Raw genomic sequence first — 24491 nt, forward strand, 5'->3', positions numbered from 1 at the left:
GGAACATGCTGTTCAATCCGGCAATGTCCGTTTCGACCACGGATGTTGATCAAGGTAAATGCGGCATATGTCACATCCCTCGTGAGGAAACTCACAGGGAGATCGTCGAGTTTCCCGCTGATACGCAGGGAATAGCGCGCTTAGCCTGACGCTTTACGCGGTTGCGTAAAACGACAACGTGCAGAAATGCAACGTTCGGCAACTCTTCCCGACCAGACGCGAGGCATACCGCAGTGAAGACGACGATGATGTTCCGCAACATAGCCAACCCGCGGCGCACCACCCTGGCCCACCTGAAGGACGCCGAGGAACTCGACGCCCCCGAGACCCAGGAACACACCGTCGACCTGCCCCGCCAGACCGCCAACCCCCGCCGCACCGTCCTGAACGAACTCCCGAAGCAGGACGTCCCGGCCTAAAGCGACGGCGATTCGCCCAGGTCCCCGCGATAGCCTGGAGTGTCAACTCCGGCCAATGATCATGAGGGGCAGCGGCAACCCGTGCGCATCGCCAGATTCTCCATCGACGGCAACGTCGGCTTCGGCGTCCTCGAACGCGACGAACTCGACGTCATCAAGGGGCATCCGTTCGCGGAATTCGAGCGCTCGGGCCAAAAGGTCCCCCTCGACAAGGTGCGGCTACTGCCGCCGGTCCTTCCCAACAAGGTCGTGGGCGTGGGCCGCAACTACGCCGAGCACGCCGCCGAACTGGGCAACGAGGTCCCCGAGGCGCCGGTCATCTTCTTCAAGCCGTCGACGTCGGTGATCGGCCCCGGCGACCCCCTCGCCTACCCCTCCTTCTCCCAGGAGGTGCACCACGAAGCGGAGCTGGCCGTCGTCATCGGCCGGATGTGCCGCGAGGTGCCCCGCGAGCGGGTCAAGGACGTCATCCTCGGCTACACCTGCGCCAACGACGTCACCGCGCGCGACGTCCAGCGCCGCGAGAAGCAGTGGGCCCGGGCCAAGGGCTTCGACGGCTCCTGCCCCCTGGGCCCCTGGATCGAGACGGACCTCGACCCGAGCGACGTCACCATCCAGTGCACCGTCAACGGCGAACAGCGCCAACTCGGCCGCACCAGTGACATGGTCCGCCCGATCGAGGACCTGATCGTGCACATCACCGAGGCGATGACGCTGCTCCCCGGCGACGTCGTCCTCACGGGCACCCCGGCCGGAGTCGGCCCGCTCAACGTCGGCGACACGGTCGCCGTCACCATCGAAGGCATCGGCACTCTCACCAACAAGGTGATCAAGCGTGGCTAACGCGACCCCCGTCCGCGTCCGTTTCTGTCCCTCCCCGACCGGCAACCCGCACGTCGGGCTGGTCCGCACCGCCCTGTTCAACTGGGCCTACGCCCGGCACACCGGCGGCCAGCTGGTCTTCCGGATCGAGGACACCGACGCGGCCCGCGACTCCGAGGAGTCCTACAACCAGCTGCTGGACGCGTTCCACTGGCTCGGCTTCGACTGGGACGAGGGCCCCGAGGTCGGCGGCCCGCACGCGCCCTACCGCCAGTCGCAGCGGATGGACCTCTACAAGGACGTCGCCGAGAAGCTGCTCGCCGCCGGCCACGCCTACCCCTGCTACTGCACCACCGAAGAGCTCGACGCCCGCCGCGAGGCCGCCCGCAAGGCCGGCAAGCCCTCCGGCTACGACGGCACCTGCCGTGACCTGAGCGCCGAGCAGAAGGCCGCCTACGAGGCCGAGGGCCGCTCCTCGATCGTCCGCTTCCGGATGCCCGACGAGCCGATCACCTTCACCGACCTGGTCCGCGGCGAGCTGACCTTCACCCCGGACAACGTCCCGGACTACGGCATCGTCCGCGCCAACGGCGCCCCGCTCTACACCCTCGTCAACCCGGTCGACGACGCCCTGATGGGCATCACCCACGTCCTGCGCGGCGAGGACCTGCTCTCCTCCACCCCCCGCCAGGTCGCGCTCTACCGGGCCCTGATCGAGCTGGGCCTGGCCTCGGCGGTCCCCGCCTTCGGCCACCTGCCCTACGTCATGGGCGAGGGCAACAAGAAGCTCTCCAAGCGCGACCCCCAGGCCAACCTCAACCTCTACCGGGAGCGCGGCTTCCTCCCCGAGGGCCTGCTGAACTACCTGTCCCTGCTGGGCTGGTCGTTCTCCGCCGACGAGGACCTCTTCACCATCCCCGAGATGATCGAGAAGTTCGACATCGCGGACGTCAACGCCAACCCGGCCCGCTTCGACCTCAAGAAGGCCGAGGCGATCAACGCCGAGCACGTCCGCCGCCTGGACCTCAAGGACTTCATCGCGGCCTGCGAGCCCTGGTTGACCGCCCCGTTCGCCAACTGGGAGCCGGAGGACTTCGACCGGGCCGCGTGGGAGGCCATCGCCCCGCACGCGCAGACCCGCCTCACCGTCCTCTCCGACATCACCGCCAACGTCGACTTCCTCTTCCGCAAGGAGCCGGTCGACGACGAGGCGTCCTGGACCAAGGCGATGAAGGGCGACCCGGTGGCCCTGCTCACCACCGCCCGCGCCAACCTCGCCGCCGCCGACTGGACCGCCGGCCCCGAGTCCCTCAAGCAGGCCGTCCTCGCCGCCGGCGAGGAGCACGGGCTCAAGCTCGGCAAGGCCCAGGCCCCGGTCCGGGTCGCCGTCACCGGCCGCACCGTCGGTCTCCCGCTCTTCGAGTCCCTGGAGATCCTCGGCAAGGAGCGCACCCTCGCCCGCATCGACGCGGCGCTGGCCCGCCTCGCCGCCTGACCCGCCCGCACCCCACGGGACCCCGGGCCCGGAAGCCACCGCGCTTCCGGGCCCGCCCCCTTTTTCTGCCGACGTTCCCCCGCCCACCCACCAGGCAATTCCCTCGCCCTCCCGCCCGACGGCCACTAGATTCCCTGGCATGCCCCTGCGTGCCGTCCTCTGGGACCTCGACGACACCCTCTTCGACTACACCGGGTCCGACCGCACCGGCGTACTGCGTCACCTGCGGACCGAAGGGTTGCTGGCCTCCTACGGCGGCGAGACGGCGGCACTGACCCGCTGGCGCCAGGCGATGGAAACCGAGTTCGCCCGCTTCCTCGCCGGCGAACAGGGCTTCCTGGACCACCGCAGGGCCCGCGCCCGCACCTTCCTCGGCACCCCGCTGGGCGACGCCGAGGCCGACGCCTGGTTCGGCCGCTACATCGCCCACTACGAGGCGTCCTGGCGACTCTTCCCGGACTCCGTGCCGGCCCTGGAGGCGCTGACCCCCCTGGTGCGCCAGGCCGTCCTGTCGAACGCCGCCACCGCCAACCAGGAGCGCATGCTCACCACCCTGGGCATCCGCGGGCACTTCGAGGCGGTGCTCTGCGCCGACACCCTGGGCCACGCCAAACCCGCCCCCGAGGCGTTCCGAGGCGCCTGCGCCGCCCTCGACCTCCCACCGGCCGACGTGCTCTACGTCGGAGACCGCCTCGACATCGACGGCCTGGGTGCCCGGGACGCCGGTCTGACGGCCGTGTGGCTGGATCGGGCGGGCGCCGAAGAGCCGCTCCCGCCCGGGGTGCACCGCATCCGTGGGCTGGCCGAGCTCCCCGAGCTGGTGCGCGGGGTTATCGGTTTTGGAGCACCCTCCACGATCAGGTAATGTTCTTCCTGCGCCGCCCGAGAGAGCCGAAAGGCCCGGACCGGAAAGCGCAGATCAAGGCAAAGCCCCCGCCTGGGGGTTGCACTTTGATGGCCTATGGTGTAATTGGCAGCACGACTGATTCTGGTTCAGTTAGTCTTGGTTCGAGTCCAGGTAGGCCAGCTCGCAGAGCTCATCTGCAAGGCCCCCGTTGTGTAGCGGCCTAGCACGCCGCCCTCTCAAGGCGGTAGCGCCGGTTCGAATCCGGTCGGGGGTACAGATCCTTCTCGGGGAGGCAGTCAGGGTCGCACCCGCTGCCACTCACGCAGGATCGCTAGGGCCCCCGTTGTGTAGCGGCCTAGCACGCCGCCCTCTCAAGGCGGTAGCGCCGGTTCGAATCCGGTCGGGGGTACTGGTCTACACCACCATGGCCTATGGTGTAATTGGCAGCACGACTGATTCTGGTTCAGTTAGTCTTGGTTCGAGTCCAGGTAGGCCAGCTCGCAGAGCTCATCTGCAAGGCCCCCGTTGTGTAGCGGCCTAGCACGCCGCCCTCTCAAGGCGGTAGCGCCGGTTCGAATCCGGTCGGGGGTACATCGAGAAAGGCCCTCCGCATCACGCGGAGGGCCTTTCTGCTGTGTCGAGAACCTTCGCTGACGGGCGGCCAACGGCGTTGCGCGGTCGGGGAGTTCGCTGCGCTGCGGCGGCAGCGGCTCGCGGCGTGCGGAGAGTTGGGCAGTTGGCCCCGCGGTGTCAAGACGCGGACCGGCCGGCCGCCGCGGGGGAGCGGGGCCGGCCGGTGGGGTGCGCGGCGGGGGCCTACGAGCCGTTGCGGCGCAGGCCCTCGGAGAGGCGGGCGGCGGCGTCGATGACCGCCTGGGCGTGCATGCGGCCCGGGTGGCGCGTCAGGCGCTCGATCGGGCCGGAGACCGACACGGCGGCCACCACGCGGTTGGAGGGGCCGCGGACCGGCGCGGAGACGGAGGCCACGCCGGGCTCCCGCTCGCCGATCGACTGGGCCCAGCCGCGGCGCCGCACGCCGGAGAGCGCGGTGGCGGTGAAGCGGGCGCCCTGCAGGCCGCGGTGCAGGCGCTCCGGCTCCTCCCAGGCCATCAGGATCTGGGCCGAGGAGCCCGCCTTCATCGTCAGCGTGGAGCCGACCGGCACGGTGTCCCGCAGTCCGGACAGCCGTTCCGCCGCTGCCACGCAGATCCGCATGTCGCCCTGCCGGCGATAGAGCTGGGCGCTCTCGCCCGTCACGTCGCGCAGGTGCGTGAGCACCGGTCCTGCCGTGGCCAGGAGTCGGTCCTCGCCGGCCGCCGCGGACAGCTCGGAGAGCCGCGGGCCGAGGATGAACCGGCCCTGCATGTCCCTCGCCACCATCCGGTGGTGTTCCAGAGCCACGGCCAGCCGGTGGGCCGTGGGTCGTGCAAGCCCGGTCGCCGCGACCAGCCCGGCGAGGGTGGCCGGACCGGACTCCAGAGCGCTCAAAACCAGAGCTGCCTTGTCGAGAACGCCGACGCCGCTAGAGTTGTCCATGCAACGATACTCGCGTCTCACACTGTGAAACGCAAGTTCAATTTTCCAGCGAAGTCGTCACTCTGTAAGTGCGGCCCTCGACCAGGGTCCGGCGTCACGCCCGCCAGGGGATATTCGCGGGTCACCGCGCACAGACGAGCAAGGCCGGCACAGCGGCCGGCCGGAGGGAATGCGATGGGACGGACACTTGCGGAGAAGGTCTGGGACGACCACGTCGTCCGGCGCGCGGAAGGCGAGCCCGACCTCCTCTTCATCGATCTGCACCTGCTGCACGAGGTCACCAGCCCGCAGGCCTTCGACGGCCTGCGCAAGGCCGGCCGCCAGGTGCGACGCACGGACCTGACCATCGCCACCGAGGATCACAACACCCCGACCCTCGACATCGACAAGCCGATCGCCGACCCGGTCTCGCGCACCCAGCTGGAGACCCTGCGCAAGAACTGTGCGGAGTTCGGCGTCCGGCTGCACTCGCTGGGCGACGTCGAGCAGGGTGTCGTCCACGTCGTGGGACCGCAGTTGGGACTGACCCAGCCCGGCACCACCGTGGTCTGCGGTGACAGTCACACCTCCACCCACGGCGCCTTCGGCGCGCTGGCGTTCGGTATCGGCACCAGCCAGGTCGAGCACGTCCTGGCGACCCAGACGCTGCCGATGGCGCCGTTCAAGACCATGGCGATCACCGTCGAGGGCGAACTGCCCGAGGGCGTCACCGCCAAGGACCTGATCCTGGCGATCATCGCCAGGATCGGCACCGGCGGCGGCCAGGGCTACGTCATCGAGTACCGCGGCTCGGCCATCGAGAAGCTGTCGATGGAAGCCCGGATGACCATCTGCAACATGTCGATCGAGGCGGGCGCCCGGGCCGGCATGATCGCCCCCGACCGGACCACCTTCGACTACCTCCAGGGCCGCGACCACGCCCCCAAGGACGAGGACTGGGACGCCGCCGTCGCGTACTGGAAGACGCTGCGCACCGATGACGACGCGGTCTTCGACGCCGAGGTCGTCATCGACGCCGCGAAGCTGTCGCCGTTCGTCACCTGGGGCACCAACCCGGGCCAGGGCGCACCGCTTTCGGCGAACGTCCCCGACCCGGCTTCGTACGAGGACGCCTCGGAGCGGTTCGCCGCCGAAAAGGCCCTGGAATACATGGGGTTGACGGCGGGTCAGCCGCTGCGCGAGATCTCCGTGGACACCGTCTTCGTAGGTTCGTGCACCAACGGCCGGATCGAGGACCTGCGCTCCGCGGCGGCGATCCTGGAAGGCCGTTCGGTCGCCGAGGGCGTGCGCATGCTGATCGTTCCCGGCTCGGTCCGGGTCGCGCTGGAAGCCGTTGCGGAGGGGCTGGACAAGGTCTTCACCGCGGCCGGCGCCGAATGGCGGCACGCGGGTTGCTCGATGTGCCTGGGCATGAACCCCGACCAGCTGGCGCCGGGTGAGCGCTCCGCTTCCACCTCCAACCGCAACTTCGAGGGTCGGCAGGGCAAGGGCGGCCGCACCCACCTGGTCTCGCCGCAGGTGGCTGCCGCAACGGCCGTTCTCGGCCATCTGGCCTCACCGGCCGACCTGTCCGACGTCGACGTCGCTACGCCCGCGGGAGTCTGAGAACCATGGAAGCTTTCACCACCCACACCGGCCGGGCCGTTCCGCTGCGCCGCAGCAACGTCGACACCGACCAGATCATCCCGGCCCACTGGCTGAAGAAGGTCACCCGGGACGGCTTCGAGGACGGGCTGTTCGAGGCCTGGCGCAAGGACCCGGAGTTCGTCCTCAACCAGGAGGCCCACAAGGGCGCCACCGTCCTGGTCGCCGGCCCCGACTTCGGCACCGGCTCCTCCCGCGAGCACGCCGTCTGGGCGCTGCAGAACTACGGCTTCAAGGCCGTCATCTCCTCGCGGTTCGCGGACATCTTCCGCGGCAACTCCCTCAAGAACGGCCTGCTGACGGTGGTCCTGCCGCAGGAGACCGTGGACCGGCTGCAGAAGCTGGTCGAGGCCGACCCCACCGCCGAGGTCACCGTGGACCTGGTGGCCCGCGAGGTCCGCGCGGCCGGCGTCACCGCCGACTTCGAGTTGGACGAGAACGCACGTTGGCGGCTGCTGGAGGGTCTGGACGACATCAGCCTCACCCTTCGGGAGGAGTCCGCCATCGACACCTTCGAGGCGAACAGGCCCTCGTTCAAACCGCGTACCATCGAGGTCTGACCTCGGGTTTTATGGCTCAAAGGCTTATTGCGTACGATGCGCCCCCTGTGCAGTTGGCGGGGGGCGCTTCGGCTTGTCGGGGCCAGTGTTGAGGCCCCGTGAAGCGACAACTCGCCGCAGATGGCACAATTAGCGCATGGAACGCGACGACCAACTCGAGCTCTACGGTTTCGTCGCCGACCGACTCAAGGACGCACACGCAAGAGTGCGGACACTGCAAGTCCCGGAGGGCGTACGGATGGCGCTGACCCGGAAGCTGCTCGTCATCACGGCTGCGGCTAAACACGATCTTGCGGACGCGGCAAGGCGTCTGGAGAGGTTCATGCGCGACCTTGACGAAGGTCGTTATCCCGAAGATGTGCATGCCGAAGGAAGTCCGTGAAGGTCGAGTCCGTTGCGGCACAAGGGTGATTAGCCCGTTTCGTGTTTGATTTGCGGTATATATCTGCCTAACGTGCGAAAAAGCTTGGACACTTTCGTTCCAGCAATGTCTCCGAAGGGGAAGACGTGAACAAGGCGCAGCTCGTAGAGGCCATTGCCGACAAGCTCGGTGGCCGTCAGAACGCCGCGGACGCGGTGGACGCCGTACTGGACGCCGTCGTCCGTGCAGTTGTCGCCGGCGACCGCGTTTCGGTCACCGGATTCGGCTCGTTCGAGAAGGTGGACCGCCCGGCCCGCTACGCGCGCAACCCGCAGACGGGTGAGCGGGTCCGGGTCAAGAAGACCTCGGTGCCCCGTTTCCGCGCCGGTCAGGGCTTCAAGGACCTGGTGAGCGGCTCGAAGAAGCTCCCCAAGGGTGGCGAGGTCGCCGTCAAGAAGGCGCCCAAGGGCAGCCTGACCGGCGGTACCGCCATCAAGAAGGCCGCGGCGAAGAAGGCCGTCGCCAAGAAGGCCGCGGCCAAGAAGGCGGCGCCCGCAAAGAAGACGGTGGCGAAGAAGGCCACCGCGGTGAAGAAGGCCACCGCGAAGAAGACCACCGCGAAGAAGGCGGCGCCGGCGAAGAAGGCCACGGCGAAGAAGACCACCGCGAAGAAGGCGGCGCCGGCGAAGAAGGCCACGGCGAAGAAGACCGCGCCCGCGAAGAAGACCACGGCGAAGAAGGCTCCCGCCAAGAAGACCACGGCGCGCAAGACCACCGCCAAGAAGACCACCGCCCGCAAGCGGTAATTCCGCGGCGGCGACGCAACGCCAGGCGCCGGGCCGGTCTCCCTCCGGGGAGCCCGGCCCGCGGTGCGTTCCGGCCCCGAGCCCCGTCTACGCTGGGCCCATGCAGGCCACCGCGTACACCTACGACGAGACCACCCGTTCCGGCAGCGTGCTGCTGGACGACGGGACCCCGCTGCCCTTCGACGCGGCGGCCTTCGACGCCGGCGGCCTGCTCCTGCTCCGCCCCGGCCAGCGGGTGCGGATCGAGACCACCGGCGACGGTGCCGACCAGCGGATCGTCCTCGTCACGCTCCAGACGCTCTGACCTGCGGCGGTACCGTACGGCCCGAGGCGGCCGGCAGTTCCACGGCCCCCAGCGCGATCGAGCGGCCGGCCGGGCTCAGCGCGCCGGCCCACTCCGCCCACCCTGGCACCCGCGGCGCCTGCCGCGCGGTGTGCGGCCCCACGCCCAGCGCCAGCGCGGCCCGCAGGTCCTCCCCGGTGTCCACGTCCCGGCGCACCGACGGCACGTCCGGCACGGAGATCTCGTGCGCCCCGGACGACCGGTGCCGAGCCCGTGACGGGCCCCCGAAAGCCGGTTCCAATTCCGTACCGGAAGTCGCGGACAGAAGTGTTGTCCCGATATCCGCCGCATCCGCGAGAAATGCCCGTGGAAATAGCGCGGCGGAATGGAGCACCCGCGTCAGCTCGGCCGGGCGCAGCGCCGGAAGGTCGGCGTTCAGCGCGGCGACGGCCGCACCGGGCCGGCGGGCCCGCACGACGGCCGCACCATGGGCCAGCGCGGCGTTCAGCCCGTTGGCCGGAGCGTCCGGCACGATGCGCGCCCCCAACGCCGCCAAGTGCTCCCCGGCCACCGGATCGTCCGTGACAACCGCCACATCCCCTACGTCCGCGCAGGCCAGCGCGGCCGCCACGGTGTCCAGGGCGAATGCCAGAGCCAACTTCGGCCGGAACTCCTCACCTGCGGCCTCAGAGAGCCTGCTCTTGGCCCGCACCAGCGGTTTCAGCGGCACTACGAGGCTCCAGCTCACATCCGCTCCGTCTCTTCGCGTCCGGATCATTCTCACCCGCCGCCGGAACCTTTCCGGAGTGGCGGGGTTACGGTGTTCTCGACATAGCGGGTACGCGGGGCGACACTTGTGCGGCTGCCGGCTCGCAGCAGCTTCGCAGGTCCCCACAAGGAGGGTGTCCCAGTGTCCCGCCGCAGAATCGGCTTCTGGTACCGCACGGCCGCGGTCATCTGCAAACCGCCGCTCTTGGTTCTGTTCAAGCGGGACTGGCGGGGAATGGAGCACATTCCAGCCGACGGCGGTTTTATTACCGCGGTCAACCACAACTCGTATCTTGATCCGCTCTCCTATGCGCACTATCAGTACAACACCGGGCGGGTCCCTCGATTCCTCGCCAAGGCCGGGCTCTTCAAGAGCGGCTTTGTCGGCATGATGATGCGCGGAACGGGGCAGATCCCGGTCTACCGGGAAACCACCGACGCCGCCACCGCCTTCCGCGCCGCCGTGAACGCCATCGAGAAGGGCGAATGCGTCGCCTTCTACCCGGAAGGCACCCTCACCCGCGACCCGAAGATGTGGCCCATGCAGGGCAAGACCGGCGCCGCCCGGGTCGCGCTGCTGACGAAGGCACCGGTCATCCCCGTCGCCCAGTGGGGCGCCAACGAGGCGATGCCGCCGTACGCCAAGGAGCACAAGCTCCAGCTCTTCCCGCGCAAGACGCTGCGGGTCCAGGCCGGTCCGCCCGTCGACCTCAGCGAGTTCTACGGCCAGGAGCCCACAGCCGAGGTGCTGCGCGCCATCACCGAGAAGATCATGGCCGCGATCACCGACGAGCTCGCCGGCATCCGCGGCGAGAGGGCGCCGGCCGAACCGTTCGACTACCGCAAGGAAATCGCCCGGGAGCGCCGTGCCGCCCGCGAGGCCGCCCGGGCCGCCGCGGCGTCCGGCACCGGCGACGCCGCCCGGGAACCGGCCGAGGCCACCGCACCGGCCGCCTCCGCGCAGCCGGCCCGAAACAACCGACAGACACAGGAGGATGAAGGCAAGTGACGCGCTGCGCCGTCTTCGGCACGGGGTCCTGGGGCACCGCATTCGCGATGGTGCTCGCCGACGCGGGCTGCGAGGTGACCCTGTGGGCGCGCAGAGCGGCCCTCGTCGACGCCATCAACACCGGCCGCACCAACCCGGACTACCTGCCGGGCGTCGAACTCCCCGAGGGCGTACGGGCCACCACCGACCCGGCCGAGGCCGCCCGCGGTGCTGACTTCACCGTCCTCACCGTGCCCTCCCAGACGTTGCGCGCCAACCTCGCCGAGTGGGCGCCCCTGCTGCCCTCCGACACGGTCCTGGTCTCCCTGATGAAGGGCGTCGAACTGGGCACCGCCAAGCGCATGAGCGAGGTCATCGAGGAGGTCGCCAAGGTCCCCGCGGAACGCGTCGCGGTGCTGACCGGACCCAACCTCGCCAAGGAGGTCGCCGCCCGGCAGCCCGCCGCCGCCGTCGTGGCCTGCGTCGACGAGGACGTCGCCCGGCGCCTCCAGGCCGCTTGCCACACCCCGTACTTCCGCCCGTACACCAACACCGACGTGGTGGGCTGCGAACTGGGCGGCGCGGTCAAGAACGTCATCGCGCTGGCCGTCGGCATCGCCACCGGCATGGGCCTGGGCGACAACGCCAAGGCGTCGCTGATCACCCGCGGACTGGCCGAGACCACCCGGCTCGGCCTGGCCATGGGCGCCGACGCGCACACCTTCGCGGGCCTGGCCGGCATGGGCGACCTCGTCGCGACCTGCTCCTCGCCGCTGTCCCGCAACAACACCTTCGGCACCAACCTCGGCCGGGGCATGTCGCTGGCGGAGACGATCGCGGTCACCAAGCAGACCGCCGAGGGCGTCAAGTCCTGCGAGTCGGTGCTGGATCTGGCCCGCCGGCACGGCGTCGACATGCCGCTGACCGAGACCGTGGTGGAGATCGTCCACGAGGGCAAGCCGCCGCTGGTCGCGCTCAAGCAACTCATGTCCCGCAGCGCCAAGCCCGAGCGGCACTGAGCGCCCGCCCGCCGTCCGACCGCGCGCCGGGCGGCGGCCCCGTTCCACGTCGCCACGCCACCGATGGCCGCCGCGGCACTGACGCACCTCCTACCAGCAGGTACCCTCAACCCGTTATGAGCAGCGAGACCTCCTCCCACAAGCCCCGCGTCGCCGTCGTGTTCGGCGGCCGCAGCTCCGAGCACGCCATCTCGGTGGTCACCGCCGGAGCCGTGCTGGCCGCCATCGACCGTGACAAGTACGACGTACTGCCCATCGGCATCACGACCGACGGCCGGTGGGCGCTGACCGCCGACGATCCGGCGCGGATGGCGATCACGGACCGGAAGCTGCCCAGCGTGGCCGAACTCGCCGAGGGCGGGGACGGTGCGGTGGTGCTCTCCGCGGACCCCACCACCCGCGAGGTCGTCTACAGCGAGCCGGGCGCGGTCCCCAAGGCCCTCGGCGAAGTCGACGTCGTCTTCCCGGTGCTGCACGGCCCGTACGGCGAGGACGGCACGCTCCAGGGCCTGCTGGAACTGTCCGGGGTGCCCTACGTCGGCTCCGGCGTGCTCGCCTCGGCCGTGGGCCAGGACAAGGACTACATGAAGCGGGTGTTCACCTCCTTCGGGCTGCCGGTCGGCCCCTACGAGGTCGTCCGCCCGCGCGAGTGGGACGCGGACCCCGCGGCCGCCCGCAAGAAGATCGTGGAATTCGCCGGCGAGCACGGCTGGCCGTTGTTCGTGAAGCCCGCCCGGGCCGGTTCGTCCATGGGCATCAGCAAGGTCGACGACCTCGCCGGACTGGACGCGGCCATCGAGGAGGCGCGGCGCCACGACCCCAAGATCATCGTGGAGTCGCTGCTGCGCGGCCGCGAGATCGAGTGCGGGGTGCTGGAGTTCGAGGACGGTCCGCGGGCCAGCGTGCCGGCCGAGATCCCGCCGGTCACCGCCCACGACTTCTACGACTTCGAGGCCAAGTACATCGACTCGGCCGCCGGGATCGTGCCGGCGCCGCTGACCGAGGAGCAGACCGCCGAGGTCCGGGCGCTGGCCGTCGCGGCCTTCGACGCGGCGTCCTGCGAGGGCCTGGTCCGCGCGGACTTCTTCCTGCAGGACAACGGCGAGTTCGTGATCAACGAGATCAACACGCTGCCCGGCTTCACGCCCATCTCGATGTACCCGCGGATGTGGCAGGAGAGCGGCGTCAGCTACCCGGAACTCGTCGACCGGCTCCTTCAGGCGGCCCTGCGCCGCTCGACGGGGTTGCGCTGAGGCGCGCCGCGCCTTCGGGGGCGGGCGAACGGATCCCCTAGGGGGTGCGCGCGCCCCCTGTGGGGCCACAACGCGGCTGGGCCGGAAGGCATTCCGTCCCGTGCGGCGCTGTGGCCCGTGCGCCATCCCGGACGATGCACCCCGGGCGCGGTCGCGGGCGCGGTCCGGTCGGCAGCGCGGGTGCCGGGCCGGCAGTGGGCCCGGCCGGCCGGCGGACGCCCGCTACACCCCGGCCGGAATGGCCTTCTGCACCGCCCCCGCGAGGTCGGGCAGCACGTTGACCTCCGGGGCGTACTTCCCCGGCACGGTCACCTCCACGTAGACCTTCCGCAGGACCGTCGTGAAGCGGTAGCCGTCGTCCTGCTTCTCGAAGAGCCACTGGACGCCGTCGACTTCCGCCGAGTCGGGGTTGGGGTTGTAATGTTCACTCCCGTGCCTGAGCACCTCCGGCTTGGGCACCCCGCAGCGCAGCTCCACGGCAGGATCGCCCCATATGGCAGTGAAGTCCGAGACCGGCTCGGCGGTACCCCGCTTCAGCCCGTCCACGGTCCGCGGCAGGTCCTGATGGAGCGCCCGGCAGTGCTGCACGGCCTCGCCGGTGGGGGAGGGCGCCGCCACCTGCGCGGCGGACGAACAGCCCGCCACCGCGCAGACCGCGGTGAGCAGGGGAAAGGCAGCCAAGTACCGGCGTCTCGCGCGTATCACCCGGCCGAGCATACGGGGGAGCTAGAGGTGGACCACCGGGCAGGTGAGCGTCCGCGTGATCCCGTCCACTTGCTGGACCTTCGCGACCACCATGCGACCCAGCTCGTCGACGGTGTCCGCCTGGGCGCGCACGATGACGTCATAGGGGCCGGTCACGTCCTCGGCCGTCAGCACACCGGGGATCTTCGCGATCACCTCGGCCACCGCCGAGGCCCTGCCGACCTCGGTCTGGATCAGGATGTAAGCCTGTACCACGGAACCTCCAGGGCGGCTACGAGGATCATGTGGGAAGAAGGGACGCCACGGTACCGCGTCACCGAGCGGAGCGGGGAGACCCGCGCGGTGGACACGGCCGGTGCGGCGCACTCGTCAGCCACGTACGGACCGTCCGTACACATGGGAAGGGCAACAGCATGAAGGGCACCGTGGGCGAGCTGGGGGAATTCGGGCTTATCAGAGAGCTCACCTCCCGGCTCACCTCCACTCCCGCCGTACGGATCGGGCCGGGGGACGACGCCGCGGTGGTCACCGCGCCGGATCGCAGGGTCGTCGCCAGTACGGACATTCTCCTCGAAGGACGGCACTTCCGCCGGGACTGGTCCACCGCCTACGACGTCGGCCGCAAGGCCGCCGCGCAGAACCTCGCCGACATCGCGGCGATGGGCGCGGTGCCCACCGCGATCCTGCTCGGCCTGGTGGTCCCCGCGGAACTCCCGGCGACCTGGGCGACCGAGCTGATGGACGGGCTGCGGGACGAGTGCCAGGTGGCCGGTGCCGCGGTGGTCGGCGGGGACGTGGTCCGCGGCGACACCATCACCGTCGCCATCACCGCCCTCGGTGACCTGCGCAACCAGGAGCCGGTGACCCGCGCCGGCGCCCAGCCCGGCGACGTGGTCGCGGTGACCGGCTGGCTCGGCTGGTCCGCCGCCGGCCACGCGGTGCTCACCCGCGGCTTCCGCTCCCCGCGCGCCTTCGTGGAGGCGCACCGCCGTCCCGAACCGCCGTACCACGCGGGCCCGGCCGCCGCGGCACTCGGCGCCACCGCCATGACCGACGTCAGCGACGGACTCGTCGCCGACCTCGGGCACATCGCCGAGGCCAGCAAGGTCCGCATCGACCTGCGCTCGGCCCTCATCGACATCCCCTCGCAGATGTCCGACATCGGCACGGCGGTCGGCGTCGACCCGATGCAGTGGGTGCTCAACGGGGGTGAGGACCACGCCATCGTGGCCACCTTCCCGTCCGACGTGAAGCTGCCGGCCCGCTGGAAGGTGATCGGCGAGGTCCTCAACCCCTCGGCGCTGCCCCAGGTGACGGTCGACGGCGCCCCCTGGGCCAAGGCCGGCTGGGACCACTTCGGCGACACCGGGGACCCCGAGTAGATTCGCGGCATGCAGACACCTCCCCGCGTGCTCACCGTCGCCGGCTCCGACTCCGGCGGCGGTGCCGGCATCCAGGCCGACCTGAAGACGATGCTGGCGCTGGGCACCCACGGCATGAGCGTGCTCACCGCCGTCACCGCGCAGAACTCCCTGGGCGTCCAAGGAGCGTGGGAACTGCCCGCCGAGGCGGTGCGCGCCCAGTTCCGCAGCGTCGTCGACGACATCGGCGTCCAGGCCGTGAAGACCGGCATGCTCTCCTCGGCCGCACTCGTCGAGACCGTCGCGGAGCTGCTCGCCGGCCTCACCGTGCCGGTCGTCGTCGACCCGGTGGGCGTCTCCAAGCACGGTGACGCGCTGCTGGCGGCCTCCGCGCTGGACGCGGTCCGCCACGAGCTCCTGCCGACCGCGACGGTCGCCACCCCCAACCTCGACGAGGTGGCGCAGCTCACCGGAGAACGGGTCGATACCGCCGACGCGATGCGGCGGGCCGCCGACGCCGTGCTGGCCTTCGGGCCGCGCTGGGTGCTCATCAAGGGCGGGCACCTCCCGAACGACGCGGCGGACGCCGCCGGCGAAGCGGTGGACCTGCTCACCGACGGCAGCGCCGCGCACTGGCTGCGCGCCCCCCGGCACGACAACCGCCACACTCACGGCACCGGCTGCACCCTCGCCAGCGCCCTCGCCGCCCGGCTCGCCCTGGGGGACACCGTCCCGCAGGCCGCCGCGGCGGCGAAGGAGTACGTCACCGGCGCGATCGAAGCCGGCTTCCGCCTGGGCGCCGGCATCGGCCCGGTCGACCACGGGTGGCGGCTGCGCACCGCCCCGTGACCGCCGGGGCCGCACCGACGTCCCGCGGTGCGGCCCCGTAGGACAATGGCAGAAGCCGGCCCACCCTGAGGTGGACCGGCTTCTCGAGCAACCGGCGGGGCTGCGCTACGGCTAAGGCGTCAGCGCGAGACCTTGCCGGCCTTGATGCACGAGGTGCAGGCGTTCAGCTTCTTCGGCGTGCGCCCGATCACTGCACGAACCGTCTGGATGTTGGGGTTCCAACGACGGTTGGTGCGGCGATGCGAGTGCGAGACACTCTTGCCGAAGCCCGGCCCCTTGCCGCAGACGTCGCAGTTGGCAGCCACGGGTCACTCCAAAGACTTCAGATGCACTTACGGAAAACCTGTCGGGTCGAGTGCATAGCCGTGCCGACGGCGACAGGAGAGGAATGGCCCGATTTTCATCGGGCAACCGGAGCAGCATACAACGGCCACTCCCGCAGGACGAAACTACCACGCACCCACCGGACCCGAGCCGGCCTCCCCGGCGTCCCGGCGACTACTGTGCGGGTGCATCCCGCGACCCCCAGGAGGACCACGTGCCCTACCCGCTCGACGCCGCCGCCGTCCGCACCTGGTGCGGACTGGCCCTGGAGGCGCTGGGGCGGGAACGCGAGCGGATCGACGCGATCAACGTCTATCCGGTCGCCGACGGCGACACCGGCACCAACCTCTACCTGACGCTGGAATCGGCCGCCCGCGCGGTCGAGGCCGCCTTCGACGGGCACGGTTCCGCCGGCACGCAGCCGGACCTCGCCGCCACCATGGGCGCCATGGCGCACGGCGCCCTCATCGGGGCGCGCGGCAACTCCGGCACCATCCTGGCCCAGCTGCTGCGCGGCATGGCCCAGGAGCTCGCGGCCGCTCCCACCGGTGGCGGCGCCGCCGCGGACGCCCTGCGCCGGGCGCTGCGCCGGGCCGCCACCGCGGCGTACGAGGCGGTCGCGCATCCCGTGGAGGGGACCGTACTGACCGTGGCGACGGCCGCCGCCGACGCTGCCGAGCAGACCGCCGGTGAGGCCGCCGAGGTCGCCCGGGCCGCCCACCAGGGCGCGGCCAGGGCGCTGCGGGCCACTCCCGGACAGCTCGCGGTGCTGGGACGGGCCGGGGTGGTGGACGCCGGCGGCTGCGGGCTGGTGGCCCTGCTGGGCGCGCTCGCCGACGCACTGTCCGGGGAGGTGAGCGCCGGGCCCGTCGCCGTACGGGCCGGTGGGCCGGTTCCGGAGGCGGCGGGCTGCGCGGTGACGGCACCGGAGGCGGACGGTTGCGCCGATCCGCACGCCGGTGGGCCCGCCTTCGAGGTGATCTACCTGCTGGAGGCCGGCGACGCCGACGTGGCCCGGCTGCGGGCCCGGCTCGACCGGCTCGGCGACTCCCTGGTGGTGGTCGGCGGGGACGGCCTGTGGAACGTGCACGTCCACGTGGACGACGCCGGGGCCGCGGTGGAGGCCGGCATCGAGGCCGGCCGGCCCTACCGGATCCGGATCACCCACTTCGGCGCGGGGCCACGCGCCAAGGAGCCGGCGCTGGCGGCCCGGGCCGTGGTCGCGGTGGTGCCGGGCGCCGGGCTCGCCGCGCTGTGCGCCGACGCCGGCGCGACCCCGGTGACGGTCCGCCCCGGGGAGCCGCCGGCCAGTGGCGAACTGGTCCAGGCGATCCGGCAGGCGCACGCCCGCGAGGTGATGCTGCTGCCCAACGACCCGGAGCTGCGGCACACCGCGGCGGCCGCCGCCGAGCAGGCCCGGGCCGAGGGCGTGCGGGTCGCGCTGATCCCGACCCGCTCCGCCGTCCAGGGACTCGCGGCGCTGGCCGTGCACGAGCCGGGCCGCAGCTTCGATCAGGACATGGTCGCGATGACCGCGGCGGCCGGCGCCACCCGCTACGCCGAGCTGGCCGTCGCCGAGCACCGGTCCTGGACGATGGCCGGGGTCTGCCAGGCCGGCGACGTGCTCGGCCTCATCGACGGCGACGTCGTGGTGATCGGGCCGGACCTCGGCCGCACCGCGATGACGGTGCTCGACCGGATGCTCTCCGCCGGCGGCGAACTGGTCACCCTGGTGCTCGGCGCGGACGTCCCCGCTTCCCTCGCCGAACGGTTGGAACGACACGTCCGACAGCGCCACCTCGCGGTGGACACCGTCGTCTACGAAGGCGGCGCCTACGCGGCGCCCCTGTTGATCGGCGTGGAATAGCGCGCCGCGGGCGTCGGTACGGCCGGCCCCATTGCCGGCCGGTCGGGAATTCCCGGCGGCGGAAGGCGACGGTGGTGGCTCGTTGTCAGTGCCGTGGTGTGCAATGGAACGCGTGGCAGCGCTCGACGAACCCCTGAAGAAGATCCTCGGTGGCACCACCGCGAAGGTCCTGGCCGAGCACCTCGGCCTGGAGACGGTCGGCGACCTGCTGCACCACTATCCGCGGCGCTACGCCGAGCGCGGTGAGCTGACCCGGCTGTCCGACCTGCCGTTGGACGAACACGTCACGGTCGTGGCCCGGGTCGCCGACGCCCGCGTGCTGACGTTCAACCACGGCCGCGGGCAGCGGCTGGAAGTGACCCTCACGGACGGCAGCGGCCGGCTCCAGCTGGTGTTCTTCGGCAAGGGCATCCACAAACCGCACAAGGACCTGCTGCCCGGCAAGCGCGCGATGTTCGCCGGCAAGGTCTCGGTCTTCAACCGCAAGCTCCAACTGGCCCACCCGGAGTACGAACTCCTCGACCGGGACGCCGACACCGACGCCGTGGACGCCTTCGCCCACCAGCTCATGCCGATCTACCCGGCGTGCCAGCAGATGGCCTCCTGGAAGATCACCAAGGCGGTCGACGCGGTGCTGCCCAGCGCCCAGGACGCCGTCGACCCGCTGCCCCCGGGACTGCGCGAGGGACGCGGACTGGTCCCGCTCACCGAGGCGCTGCTGAAGGTCCACCGCCCCGGCAGCAAGGCCGACGTCGCCGACGCGCGGGCCCGGCTGAAGTGGGACGAGGCGTTCGTGCTCCAGGTCGCGCTCGCCCGCCGCCGCTTCACCGACGCCCAACTCCCCGCCGTGCCACGCCGGTTGACCCCCGGCGGCATCCTCGACGCGTTCGACGCCCGGCTGCCGTTCACCCTCACCGAGGGACAGACGAAGGTCAGCCGGGAGATCTTCGACGACCTGGCGACCGAGCACCCGATGCACCGCCTCCTCCAGGGCGAGGTCGGCTCCGGCAAGGCCCAACCGCTCGACGCCCTGGTCCTCACCCCGCGCGGCTTTCGCCCCATGGGACGGCTCGCGGTCGGCAGCGAAGTGGTGGTGCCCAGCGGGGCCACCGCCCTGGTGGACGGGGTGTTCCCGCAGGGCGAGCGGGAGGTGTGGCGACTGGTGCTCGGTGACGGCAGCACCGTCGAGTGCGACGACGAGCACCTGTGGATCGTCTCCTCCCGCGCCACGGGGGAGCGGGTGCTGACCACCCGCGAGCTGCGGACCGCGCTGCTGGACGACGACGACGGCCGGCCGCGCTGGTCGATCGCCCCGGCCACCCCCGTGGACCTCGACGACGGCGGGCACCGCCCGCTCGACCCGTACGCACTGGGGCGGACGCTGGGTGCGGGCGGCCACGGGCCGGCCGGCGCGAGCGTCCCCGCCGCCTACCGCAACGCCCCCGTCAAGGACCGCCGGGCGCTGCTGGCGGGCCTGCTGGCCGCCGCCGGCGAGCCCGCGGGCAGCGGCACGCTCGTCCGCGCCGTCCCGGAGCCGCTGGCCGCCGACCTCGCCTGGCTGGCCCGCTCGCTGGGCGGCACCGCCCGCACCACCCCGGTGGACGGCGGCCATGACGTCACGGTGGCGACGCCCGAGGAAGGCGGCGCCGGCGACGCGGACGACGGAGCCTTCCACCGCACCGTCCGGGCCGTCGAGCACGTCGGCCGCAAGCCCGTCCAGTGCATCAGCGTCGCGCACCCCTCCCACGCCTACGTGACCGACCACTTCACGGTCACCCACAACACCATGGTCGCGCTGCGCGCCATGCTCGGCGTCGTCGACAGCGGCGGCCAGGCCGCGATGCTCGCACCGACCGAGGTGCTGGCCCAGCAACACCACCGCTCCGTCACGGAGATGATGGGCGACCTCGCCGAGGGCGGCATGCTGGGCGGCGCCGAGCGGGGCACCAAGGTGGTGCTGCTGACGGGGTCGATGGGGGCCGCGGCCCGCCGCCAGGCGCTGCTGGACCTGGTCACCGGCGAGGCCGGGATCGTGATCGGGACGCACGCCCTGATCGAGGACGTGGTGCAGTTCCACGACTTGGGCCTGGTCGTCGTCGACGAGCAGCACCGCTTCGGCGTCGAGCAGCGCGACGCGCTGCGCGCCAAGGGGAAGCAGCCGCCGCACCTGCTCGTGATGACCGCGACGCCGATCCCGCGGACGGTCGCCATGACCGTCTTCGGCGACCTGGAGACCTCGGTCCTGGACCAGCTCCCCGCCGGCCGCTCGCCGATCGCCAGTCACGTGGTCCCCGCCAAGGACAAGCCGCACTTCCTCGCCCGCGCCTGGGAGCGGGTCCGCGAGGAGGTGACCGCCGGCCACCAGGCCTACGTGGTCTGCCCACGGATCGGCGACGACGAGGACGCCGCCGCACCCAAGGGGAAGAAGGCCAAGGACGCCCCGGCGGAGCCGAGTTCACCGGAGGACCTGGCCGAGAAGCGCCCCCCGCTGGCGGTCCTGGACATCGCCGAGCAGCTGCGCAAGGGCCCGCTCACCGGCCTCCGGGTGGCGGTGCTGCACGGCCGGATGGCCCCCGACGACAAGGACGACGTGATGCGCCGGTTCGCCGCCGGCGAGCTGGACGTGCTGGTCGCCACCACCGTCATCGAGGTCGGCGTCAACGTCCCCAACGCCACCGCCATGGTGATCATGGACGCGGACCGCTTCGGCGTCTCCCAGCTCCACCAGCTCCGCGGGCGGGTCGGCCGCGGCTCGGCGCCCGGCCTGTGCCTGCTGGTCAGCGAGATGCCCGAGGCCAGCCCGGCCCGCGCCCGGCTCGCCGCGGTCGCCGCCACCCTCGACGGCTTCGAGCTCTCCCGCATCGACCTCGAACAGCGGCGCGAGGGCGACGTCCTCGGCCAGGCACAGTCCGGCGCCCGGTCCTCGCTGCGGATGCTCGCGGTCATCGAGGACGAGGAGGTGATCGCGGCGGCCCGCGAGGAGGCCACCGCCCTGGTCGCCGCCGACCCCGAACTGACCGACTGCCCCGAACTGCGGACCGCACTGTCCGCCTTGCTGGACGACGAACGGGAGCAGTATCTGGACAAGGGCTGACCCGCGGGCCCGTACCGCTCGCGGCCCGTGCCGTGAGAACGATCACGGTCGGCCCGAGCCGAGCGCGGACCCGCCCCCCGGGGGACGGACATATCGTGGGAGGGCGGAGCCCGCCGGGCGCCCGCCCCTTCGACCACCGCGCAACGTTAAGGACGGGCCCATGACCCGCGTGATCGCCGGTACGGCCGGCGGCCGCCGCCTCGCCGTACCGCCGGGCAACGGCACCCGCCCGACCTCCGACCGGGCGCGCGAGGGCCTGTTCTCCACGTGGGAGTCGCTCGACGGCCCGCTGACCGGCGCCCGCGTGCTCGACCTCTACGGCGGTTCCGGCGCGGTCGGCCTGGAGGCCCTCTCCCGCGGTGCCGCGCACGTCCTGCTGGTCGAGGCCGACGCCCGGGCCGTCCGCACCATCCGGGAGAACGTCAAGGCGGTCGGTCTGCCCGGCGTCGACGTCCGGGTCGGCAAGGCCGAGCAGATCGCCGCGACCCCGGCCCCCGGAGCCCCCTACGACGTCGTCTTCCTCGACCCGCCGTACGCGGTCGGCGACGACGACCTCCGCGAGATCCTGCTCACACTCCGTGGTCAGGGGTGGCTTGCCGAGGAGGCACTCGTCACCGTGGAGCGGAGCACCCGGGGCGGCGCCTTCGCCTGGCCGGACGGATTCGAAGCGATCAGGGCCCGTCGCTACGGCGAGGGGACGCTTTGGTACGGTCGCGCCGCTTCGGCGTCCGCCGAACCGACGTCAGCAACCGTGTCATGAACGGACCGGAGAGCGAGGAGACGAAGTTGCGCCGCGCCGTCTGTCCGGGGTCCTTCGACCCCATCACCAACGGGCACCTGGACATCATCGCCCGGGCCTCCAAGCTGTACGACGTCGTCCACGTCGCCGTCATGATCAACAAGTCCAAGCAGGGCCTGTTCACGGTCGAGGAGCGGATCGACCTGATCCGACGGGCCACCGCCGAATACGGCAACGTCGAGGTCGAGGCGTTCCACGGCCTGCTCGTCGACTTCTGCAAGCAGCGCGACATCCCGGCCATCGTCAAGGGCCTGCGCGCGGTCAGCGACTTCGACTACGAACTCCAGATGGCCCAGATGAACAACGGCCTCTCCGGGGTGGAGACGCTCTTCGTGCCGACCAACCCCACCTACAGCTTCCTCTCCTCCAGCCTGGTCAAGGAGGTCGCGGCCTGGGGCGGCGACGTCTCCCACCTGGTCCCGCCGTTCGTCCTGGACGCGCTGACCGAACGGCTCAGCAAGCAGTCGTGACCCGGCATCCGGTGCGGTAGGACCGACGCCTGCCTGACGGGTCGTCAGCAGGTGTCGGGGCGGGGGCTCCTGGCCGTACAGTCGACCCGTTCCGTCCTTCCGATCCTGCAGAGAGTGGCGAGTCCAAGGTGGACGTCCAGAAGAAGCTCGACGACATCGTCGCAGCCGTCGGCAGCGCCCGGTCCGTACCCATGTCGGCCTCGTGCGTGGTCAACCGCGCCGAGCTGCTCGCCCTGCTGGAGGAGGTGCGCGGCGCACTGCCCGGCTCCCTCGCGCAGGCCCAGGAACTCCTCGGCGGACGCGAGCAGATGGTGGAGCAGGCGCGCGTCGAGGCCGAGCGGATCATCGAGTCCGCGCACAGCCAGCGCGGTTCGCTGATCTCGGACACCGAGGTGGTCCGGCAGTCCCAGGACGAGGCGGACCGGATCCTGGCCGAGGCCCGCCAGGAGGCCGACGAGGTCCGCGTCCAGGCCGACGACTACGTCGACAGCAAGCTCGCCAACTTCGAGGTCGTGCTGACCAAGACCATCGGCTCCGTCGACCGCGGCCGCGAGAAGCTGCTGGGCCGCGGCCCCGGCCTCGACGAACTGGGCCACGAGGACGTCGAGGCCCCCGAGCGCAGCGCCGACCCGGAGACTCTCAAGCAGCGCGCCGACATCTACGTGGACGCCAAGTTCGGCGCCTTCCAGGCCGTGTTGACCAAGACCCTGGAGGCGGTCGGCCGCGGCCGGGAGAAGCTCCAGGGCGCCCGCCCGGTGGACGAGCTCGGCGCCCACCTCGCCGTGCAGAGCGACCCGCAGACCGGCGCCCCGCTCCAGGCCGACGCCGACTACCTCGCCGGCCTGGCGGGCGTCACCACCTTCCAGGAGGCCGAGCAGCCGGCACCCCAGGAGGTGCCGCAGGCCCCGCAGCCCGGTTACTACGACGGCCAGGCTGCCGCCTACCAGCAGCCGGACCCCTACCCCTACCCGCAGCAGCCCGAACAGCTCCCCTACACCCAGCACCAGGACCCCTACGGCTACGACTGGCAGCAGGCCCAGCAGCCGGCCGCGCAGCTCCCCCAGCAGGGCTACGACCCCGGCGCCGGCTACCAGGTGCCGCAGGTGCCCGGACAGCCCCAGCACGCCCCCCAGCCCCAGGGCGCCCAGCCCGGCGCCCTGGACGAGACCAGCCTCTTCGACACCAGCCTGATCAACCTCGACCAACTCCGGCAGTACGAGGAAGGCCGGCACTAGGTCCGGCCCACCGGCCCCACCGGCCCCACCGGCCGGGCCGGGAGGGTCGCGGAGGCGGATTGGGCCTATCGGGGGCCGTCCAGTATCCTGGCTCTTCGGTCGCGTGTATGCCCGTGATCACTGCTGCCCGCAGGTCGTATTCCGGCCGTGGACAGCTGTTACCGCAGTACAGAAAGCAGGAAAGCCATCAACGCCCGCCTCGACCACCGTTCCCCGCTCGTGTTCGACACACGCGAGCTGGGTCGTCGTCCCGGCACGCTCAAGCGGCTCTCCCGCTCCGTCGAGGCCCCCGCGGACCTCGGCAACGAGGTCATCGGAGTGCCCGTGGGCGGTCCGATGGAACTCGACCTCCGCCTGGAATCGGTCATGGACGGGGTGCTCGTAACGGGTACCGCCCGTGCGACCGTGGCGGGGGAGTGCGTAAGGTGTCTGGAGCCGCTGGAGCGAGTGCTCGAAGCGGACTTCCAGGAGCTGTTCGCCTACCCCGACGCCGACGCCCGGACCACTGAGTCCGGCGACGACGCCGAGGACGAGGAAGACAGCTTTCACCTCGAGGACGACCTGTTCGACCTCGAACCCGTGCTGCGGGACGCGGTGGTGCTCGCACTGCCGCTGCAGCCGGTGTGCCGGGAGGACTGCCCGGGTCTGTGCCCCGATTGCGGAGCGCGGCTCGTGGACGATCCGGACCACCGCCACGATGCCGTCGACATGCGCTGGGCGGCATTGCAAGAACTCGTCGAGTCCAACCAGGACCGCGAGAAGGACGACGTACCCCGCGACGGCGGGGATGAACCTCAGGAGAAGTAGCCGTGGCTGTTCCGAAGCGGAAGATGTCGCGCAGCAACACGCGCCACCGCCGGTCGCAGTGGAAGGCTGCGGTCCCCACCCTGGTTGCGTGCGAGCGCTGCCAGGAGCCGAAGCAGCAGCACATCGCGTGCCCGAGCTGCGGCACCTACAACAAGCGCCAGGTCATCGCGGTCTGAGCG

At 71.4% G+C, this 24491-nt stretch carries 26 protein-coding genes and 5 tRNA genes; 26 read left to right on the top strand and 5 right to left on the bottom strand.

The window, feature by feature from the left end; genetic code table 11:
- Nucleotides 1-233 precede the first annotated feature (233 nt).
- The 9 genes from ABD385_RS07115 (at nucleotide 234) to ABD385_RS07155 (ending at nucleotide 4174) form a co-directional block, all read left to right on the top strand.
- Nucleotides 234-419 (top strand): hypothetical protein, encoded by a 186-nt coding sequence (locus ABD385_RS07115; RefSeq protein WP_020930116.1) that lies wholly within the window; start codon nucleotides 234-236, stop codon nucleotides 417-419.
- A gap of 81 nt (nucleotides 420-500) precedes the next feature.
- Entirely contained in the window at nucleotides 501-1262 is a 762-nt protein-coding gene (locus ABD385_RS07120; protein ID WP_344574149.1) for a fumarylacetoacetate hydrolase family protein, read from the top strand.
- Nucleotides 1255-2736: a glutamate--tRNA ligase gene (gene gltX / locus ABD385_RS07125; protein ID WP_344574150.1), complete on the top strand. Its 1482-nt coding sequence runs from the start codon at nucleotides 1255-1257 to the stop codon at nucleotides 2734-2736. Before ABD385_RS07120 ends, gltX begins: the two co-directional genes overlap by 8 nt.
- 139 nt (nucleotides 2737-2875) lie before the next feature.
- Nucleotides 2876-3601, top strand: coding sequence for an HAD family hydrolase (locus ABD385_RS07130; RefSeq protein WP_344574151.1), 726 nt, complete (start codon nucleotides 2876-2878; stop codon nucleotides 3599-3601).
- 90 nt (nucleotides 3602-3691) lie between these two features.
- A tRNA-Gln gene (locus tag ABD385_RS07135) sits at nucleotides 3692-3763 on the top strand.
- 21 nt (nucleotides 3764-3784) lie between these two features.
- A tRNA-Glu gene (locus ABD385_RS07140) sits at nucleotides 3785-3857 on the top strand.
- A 62-nt stretch (nucleotides 3858-3919) separates the two neighbouring features.
- A tRNA-Glu gene (locus tag ABD385_RS07145) sits at nucleotides 3920-3992 on the top strand.
- A 16-nt stretch (nucleotides 3993-4008) separates the two neighbouring features.
- Nucleotides 4009-4080: transfer RNA gene (locus ABD385_RS07150), tRNA-Gln, on the top strand.
- A gap of 21 nt (nucleotides 4081-4101) precedes the next feature.
- Nucleotides 4102-4174 (top strand) — tRNA-Glu (locus ABD385_RS07155).
- Nucleotides 4175-4399: 225 nt separating this feature from the next.
- On the opposite strand, the gene ndgR is transcribed toward ABD385_RS07155, so the two are convergent.
- Nucleotides 4400-5119 (bottom strand): IclR family transcriptional regulator NdgR, encoded by a 720-nt coding sequence (gene ndgR, locus ABD385_RS07160; RefSeq protein WP_016571139.1) that lies wholly within the window; start codon nucleotides 5117-5119, stop codon nucleotides 4400-4402.
- Nucleotides 5120-5293: 174 nt separating this feature from the next.
- Here ndgR and leuC point away from each other — a divergent pair, with 174 nt between their 5' ends.
- From leuC to ABD385_RS07185, 5 genes are all read left to right on the top strand, one after another.
- Nucleotides 5294-6724 (top strand): 3-isopropylmalate dehydratase large subunit, encoded by a 1431-nt coding sequence (gene leuC, locus ABD385_RS07165; RefSeq protein WP_344574152.1) that lies wholly within the window; start codon nucleotides 5294-5296, stop codon nucleotides 6722-6724.
- Between the two features lie 5 nt (nucleotides 6725-6729).
- Nucleotides 6730-7323, top strand: coding sequence for a 3-isopropylmalate dehydratase small subunit (leuD, locus tag ABD385_RS07170; RefSeq protein ID WP_344574153.1), 594 nt, complete (start codon nucleotides 6730-6732; stop codon nucleotides 7321-7323).
- A 136-nt stretch (nucleotides 7324-7459) separates the two neighbouring features.
- Nucleotides 7460-7705 (top strand): SCO5555 family protein, encoded by a 246-nt coding sequence (locus ABD385_RS07175; RefSeq protein WP_344574154.1) that lies wholly within the window; start codon nucleotides 7460-7462, stop codon nucleotides 7703-7705.
- Nucleotides 7706-7830: 125 nt separating this feature from the next.
- The gene (locus ABD385_RS07180) at nucleotides 7831-8490 is read left to right on the top strand and encodes an HU family DNA-binding protein (protein ID WP_344574155.1); all 660 of its coding nucleotides are present in this window, start codon (nucleotides 7831-7833) and stop codon (nucleotides 8488-8490) included.
- Nucleotides 8491-8590: 100 nt separating this feature from the next.
- On the top strand, nucleotides 8591-8794 hold the full coding sequence (locus tag ABD385_RS07185; protein ID WP_344574156.1) for a hypothetical protein: 204 nt from the start codon (nucleotides 8591-8593) through the stop codon (nucleotides 8792-8794).
- On the opposite strand, the gene cofC is transcribed toward ABD385_RS07185, so the two are convergent.
- Nucleotides 8775-9521, bottom strand: coding sequence for a 2-phospho-L-lactate guanylyltransferase (gene cofC, locus ABD385_RS07190; RefSeq protein ID WP_344574298.1), 747 nt, complete (start codon nucleotides 9519-9521; stop codon nucleotides 8775-8777). The genes ABD385_RS07185 and cofC overlap by 20 nt on opposite strands.
- A 162-nt stretch (nucleotides 9522-9683) precedes the next feature.
- Between cofC and ABD385_RS07195 the strand changes: the two genes are divergently transcribed.
- From ABD385_RS07195 to ABD385_RS07205, 3 genes are all read left to right on the top strand, one after another.
- A complete protein-coding gene (locus ABD385_RS07195; protein WP_344574157.1) occupies nucleotides 9684-10550 on the top strand; it encodes a lysophospholipid acyltransferase family protein in 867 nt (288 codons plus the stop codon).
- Nucleotides 10547-11548: an NAD(P)H-dependent glycerol-3-phosphate dehydrogenase gene (locus ABD385_RS07200; protein ID WP_275462783.1), complete on the top strand. Its 1002-nt coding sequence runs from the start codon at nucleotides 10547-10549 to the stop codon at nucleotides 11546-11548. The genes ABD385_RS07195 and ABD385_RS07200 overlap by 4 nt, the downstream gene beginning before the upstream one ends.
- A gap of 116 nt (nucleotides 11549-11664) precedes the next feature.
- Nucleotides 11665-12801, top strand: coding sequence for a D-alanine--D-alanine ligase family protein (locus ABD385_RS07205; protein ID WP_344574159.1), 1137 nt, complete (start codon nucleotides 11665-11667; stop codon nucleotides 12799-12801).
- A 222-nt stretch (nucleotides 12802-13023) separates the two neighbouring features.
- On the opposite strand, the gene ABD385_RS07210 is transcribed toward ABD385_RS07205, so the two are convergent.
- Complete coding sequence (locus ABD385_RS07210) at nucleotides 13024-13518, bottom strand: DUF3515 domain-containing protein (RefSeq protein WP_344574160.1); 495 nt, start codon at nucleotides 13516-13518, stop codon at nucleotides 13024-13026.
- A 9-nt stretch (nucleotides 13519-13527) separates the two neighbouring features.
- Nucleotides 13528-13761, bottom strand: coding sequence for an Lrp/AsnC family transcriptional regulator (locus tag ABD385_RS07215; protein ID WP_016571149.1), 234 nt, complete (start codon nucleotides 13759-13761; stop codon nucleotides 13528-13530).
- A 158-nt stretch (nucleotides 13762-13919) separates the two neighbouring features.
- Between ABD385_RS07215 and ABD385_RS07220 the strand changes: the two genes are divergently transcribed.
- Together ABD385_RS07220 and thiD are read left to right on the top strand one after the other, a co-directional pair.
- Entirely contained in the window at nucleotides 13920-14888 is a 969-nt protein-coding gene (locus tag ABD385_RS07220; RefSeq protein ID WP_344574161.1) for a thiamine-phosphate kinase, read from the top strand.
- 9 nt (nucleotides 14889-14897) lie between these two features.
- Nucleotides 14898-15716, top strand: coding sequence for a bifunctional hydroxymethylpyrimidine kinase/phosphomethylpyrimidine kinase (thiD, locus tag ABD385_RS07225; RefSeq protein WP_344574162.1), 819 nt, complete (start codon nucleotides 14898-14900; stop codon nucleotides 15714-15716).
- A 119-nt stretch (nucleotides 15717-15835) separates the two neighbouring features.
- On the opposite strand, the gene rpmB is transcribed toward thiD, so the two are convergent.
- On the bottom strand, nucleotides 15836-16021 hold the full coding sequence (rpmB, locus tag ABD385_RS07230; RefSeq protein ID WP_006602870.1) for a 50S ribosomal protein L28: 186 nt from the start codon (nucleotides 16019-16021) through the stop codon (nucleotides 15836-15838).
- Nucleotides 16022-16254: 233 nt separating this feature from the next.
- Here rpmB and ABD385_RS07235 point away from each other — a divergent pair, with 233 nt between their 5' ends.
- From ABD385_RS07235 to rpmF, 7 genes are all read left to right on the top strand, one after another.
- A complete protein-coding gene (locus ABD385_RS07235; protein ID WP_344574163.1) occupies nucleotides 16255-17907 on the top strand; it encodes a DAK2 domain-containing protein in 1653 nt (550 codons plus the stop codon).
- 103 nt (nucleotides 17908-18010) lie between these two features.
- Complete coding sequence (locus tag ABD385_RS07240) at nucleotides 18011-21001, top strand: helicase-related protein (protein ID WP_344574164.1); 2991 nt, start codon at nucleotides 18011-18013, stop codon at nucleotides 20999-21001.
- Between the two features lie 160 nt (nucleotides 21002-21161).
- On the top strand, nucleotides 21162-21761 hold the full coding sequence (gene rsmD / locus ABD385_RS07245) for a 16S rRNA (guanine(966)-N(2))-methyltransferase RsmD (RefSeq protein ID WP_344574166.1): 600 nt from the start codon (nucleotides 21162-21164) through the stop codon (nucleotides 21759-21761).
- Nucleotides 21758-22270, top strand: coding sequence for a pantetheine-phosphate adenylyltransferase (gene coaD, locus ABD385_RS07250; RefSeq protein WP_020930121.1), 513 nt, complete (start codon nucleotides 21758-21760; stop codon nucleotides 22268-22270). The genes rsmD and coaD overlap by 4 nt, the downstream gene beginning before the upstream one ends.
- 128 nt (nucleotides 22271-22398) lie before the next feature.
- Nucleotides 22399-23505, top strand: a complete 1107-nt coding sequence (locus ABD385_RS07255; protein WP_344574167.1) for a cell division initiation protein — start codon at nucleotides 22399-22401, stop codon at nucleotides 23503-23505.
- A gap of 219 nt (nucleotides 23506-23724) precedes the next feature.
- Nucleotides 23725-24312: a YceD family protein gene (locus ABD385_RS07260; RefSeq protein WP_344574168.1), complete on the top strand. Its 588-nt coding sequence runs from the start codon at nucleotides 23725-23727 to the stop codon at nucleotides 24310-24312.
- Between the two features lie 2 nt (nucleotides 24313-24314).
- Entirely contained in the window at nucleotides 24315-24488 is a 174-nt protein-coding gene (rpmF, locus tag ABD385_RS07265; protein WP_016578620.1) for a 50S ribosomal protein L32, read from the top strand.
- Nucleotides 24489-24491: the final 3 nt, after the last annotated feature.

The organism is Streptomyces lunalinharesii (assembly GCF_039532155.1).
GTDB lineage: Bacteria > Actinomycetota > Actinomycetes > Streptomycetales > Streptomycetaceae > Streptomyces > Streptomyces lunalinharesii.

What these genes read in the sequence shown, in the direction of transcription:
- ABD385_RS07130 (WP_344574151.1), top strand. Translation starts at nt 2,876, where the DNA reads ATGCCCCTGCGTGCCGTCCTCTGGGACCTCGACGACACCCTCTTCGAC.
- ndgR (WP_016571139.1), bottom strand. Translation starts at nt 5,119, where the DNA reads ATGGACAACTCTAGCGGCGTCGGCGTTCTCGACAAGGCAGCTCTGGTT.
- leuC (WP_344574152.1), top strand. Translation starts at nt 5,294, where the DNA reads ATGGGACGGACACTTGCGGAGAAGGTCTGGGACGACCACGTCGTCCGG.
- leuD (WP_344574153.1), top strand. Translation starts at nt 6,730, where the DNA reads ATGGAAGCTTTCACCACCCACACCGGCCGGGCCGTTCCGCTGCGCCGC.
- ABD385_RS07175 (WP_344574154.1), top strand. Translation starts at nt 7,460, where the DNA reads ATGGAACGCGACGACCAACTCGAGCTCTACGGTTTCGTCGCCGACCGA.
- ABD385_RS07185 (WP_344574156.1), top strand. Translation starts at nt 8,591, where the DNA reads ATGCAGGCCACCGCGTACACCTACGACGAGACCACCCGTTCCGGCAGC.
- ABD385_RS07205 (WP_344574159.1), top strand. Translation starts at nt 11,665, where the DNA reads ATGAGCAGCGAGACCTCCTCCCACAAGCCCCGCGTCGCCGTCGTGTTC.
- ABD385_RS07210 (WP_344574160.1), bottom strand. Translation starts at nt 13,518, where the DNA reads ATGCTCGGCCGGGTGATACGCGCGAGACGCCGGTACTTGGCTGCCTTT.
- ABD385_RS07220 (WP_344574161.1), top strand. Translation starts at nt 13,920, where the DNA reads ATGAAGGGCACCGTGGGCGAGCTGGGGGAATTCGGGCTTATCAGAGAG.
- thiD (WP_344574162.1), top strand. Translation starts at nt 14,898, where the DNA reads ATGCAGACACCTCCCCGCGTGCTCACCGTCGCCGGCTCCGACTCCGGC.
- ABD385_RS07240 (WP_344574164.1), top strand. Translation starts at nt 18,011, where the DNA reads ATGGAACGCGTGGCAGCGCTCGACGAACCCCTGAAGAAGATCCTCGGT.
- rsmD (WP_344574166.1), top strand. Translation starts at nt 21,162, where the DNA reads ATGACCCGCGTGATCGCCGGTACGGCCGGCGGCCGCCGCCTCGCCGTA.
- coaD (WP_020930121.1), top strand. Translation starts at nt 21,758, where the DNA reads ATGAACGGACCGGAGAGCGAGGAGACGAAGTTGCGCCGCGCCGTCTGT.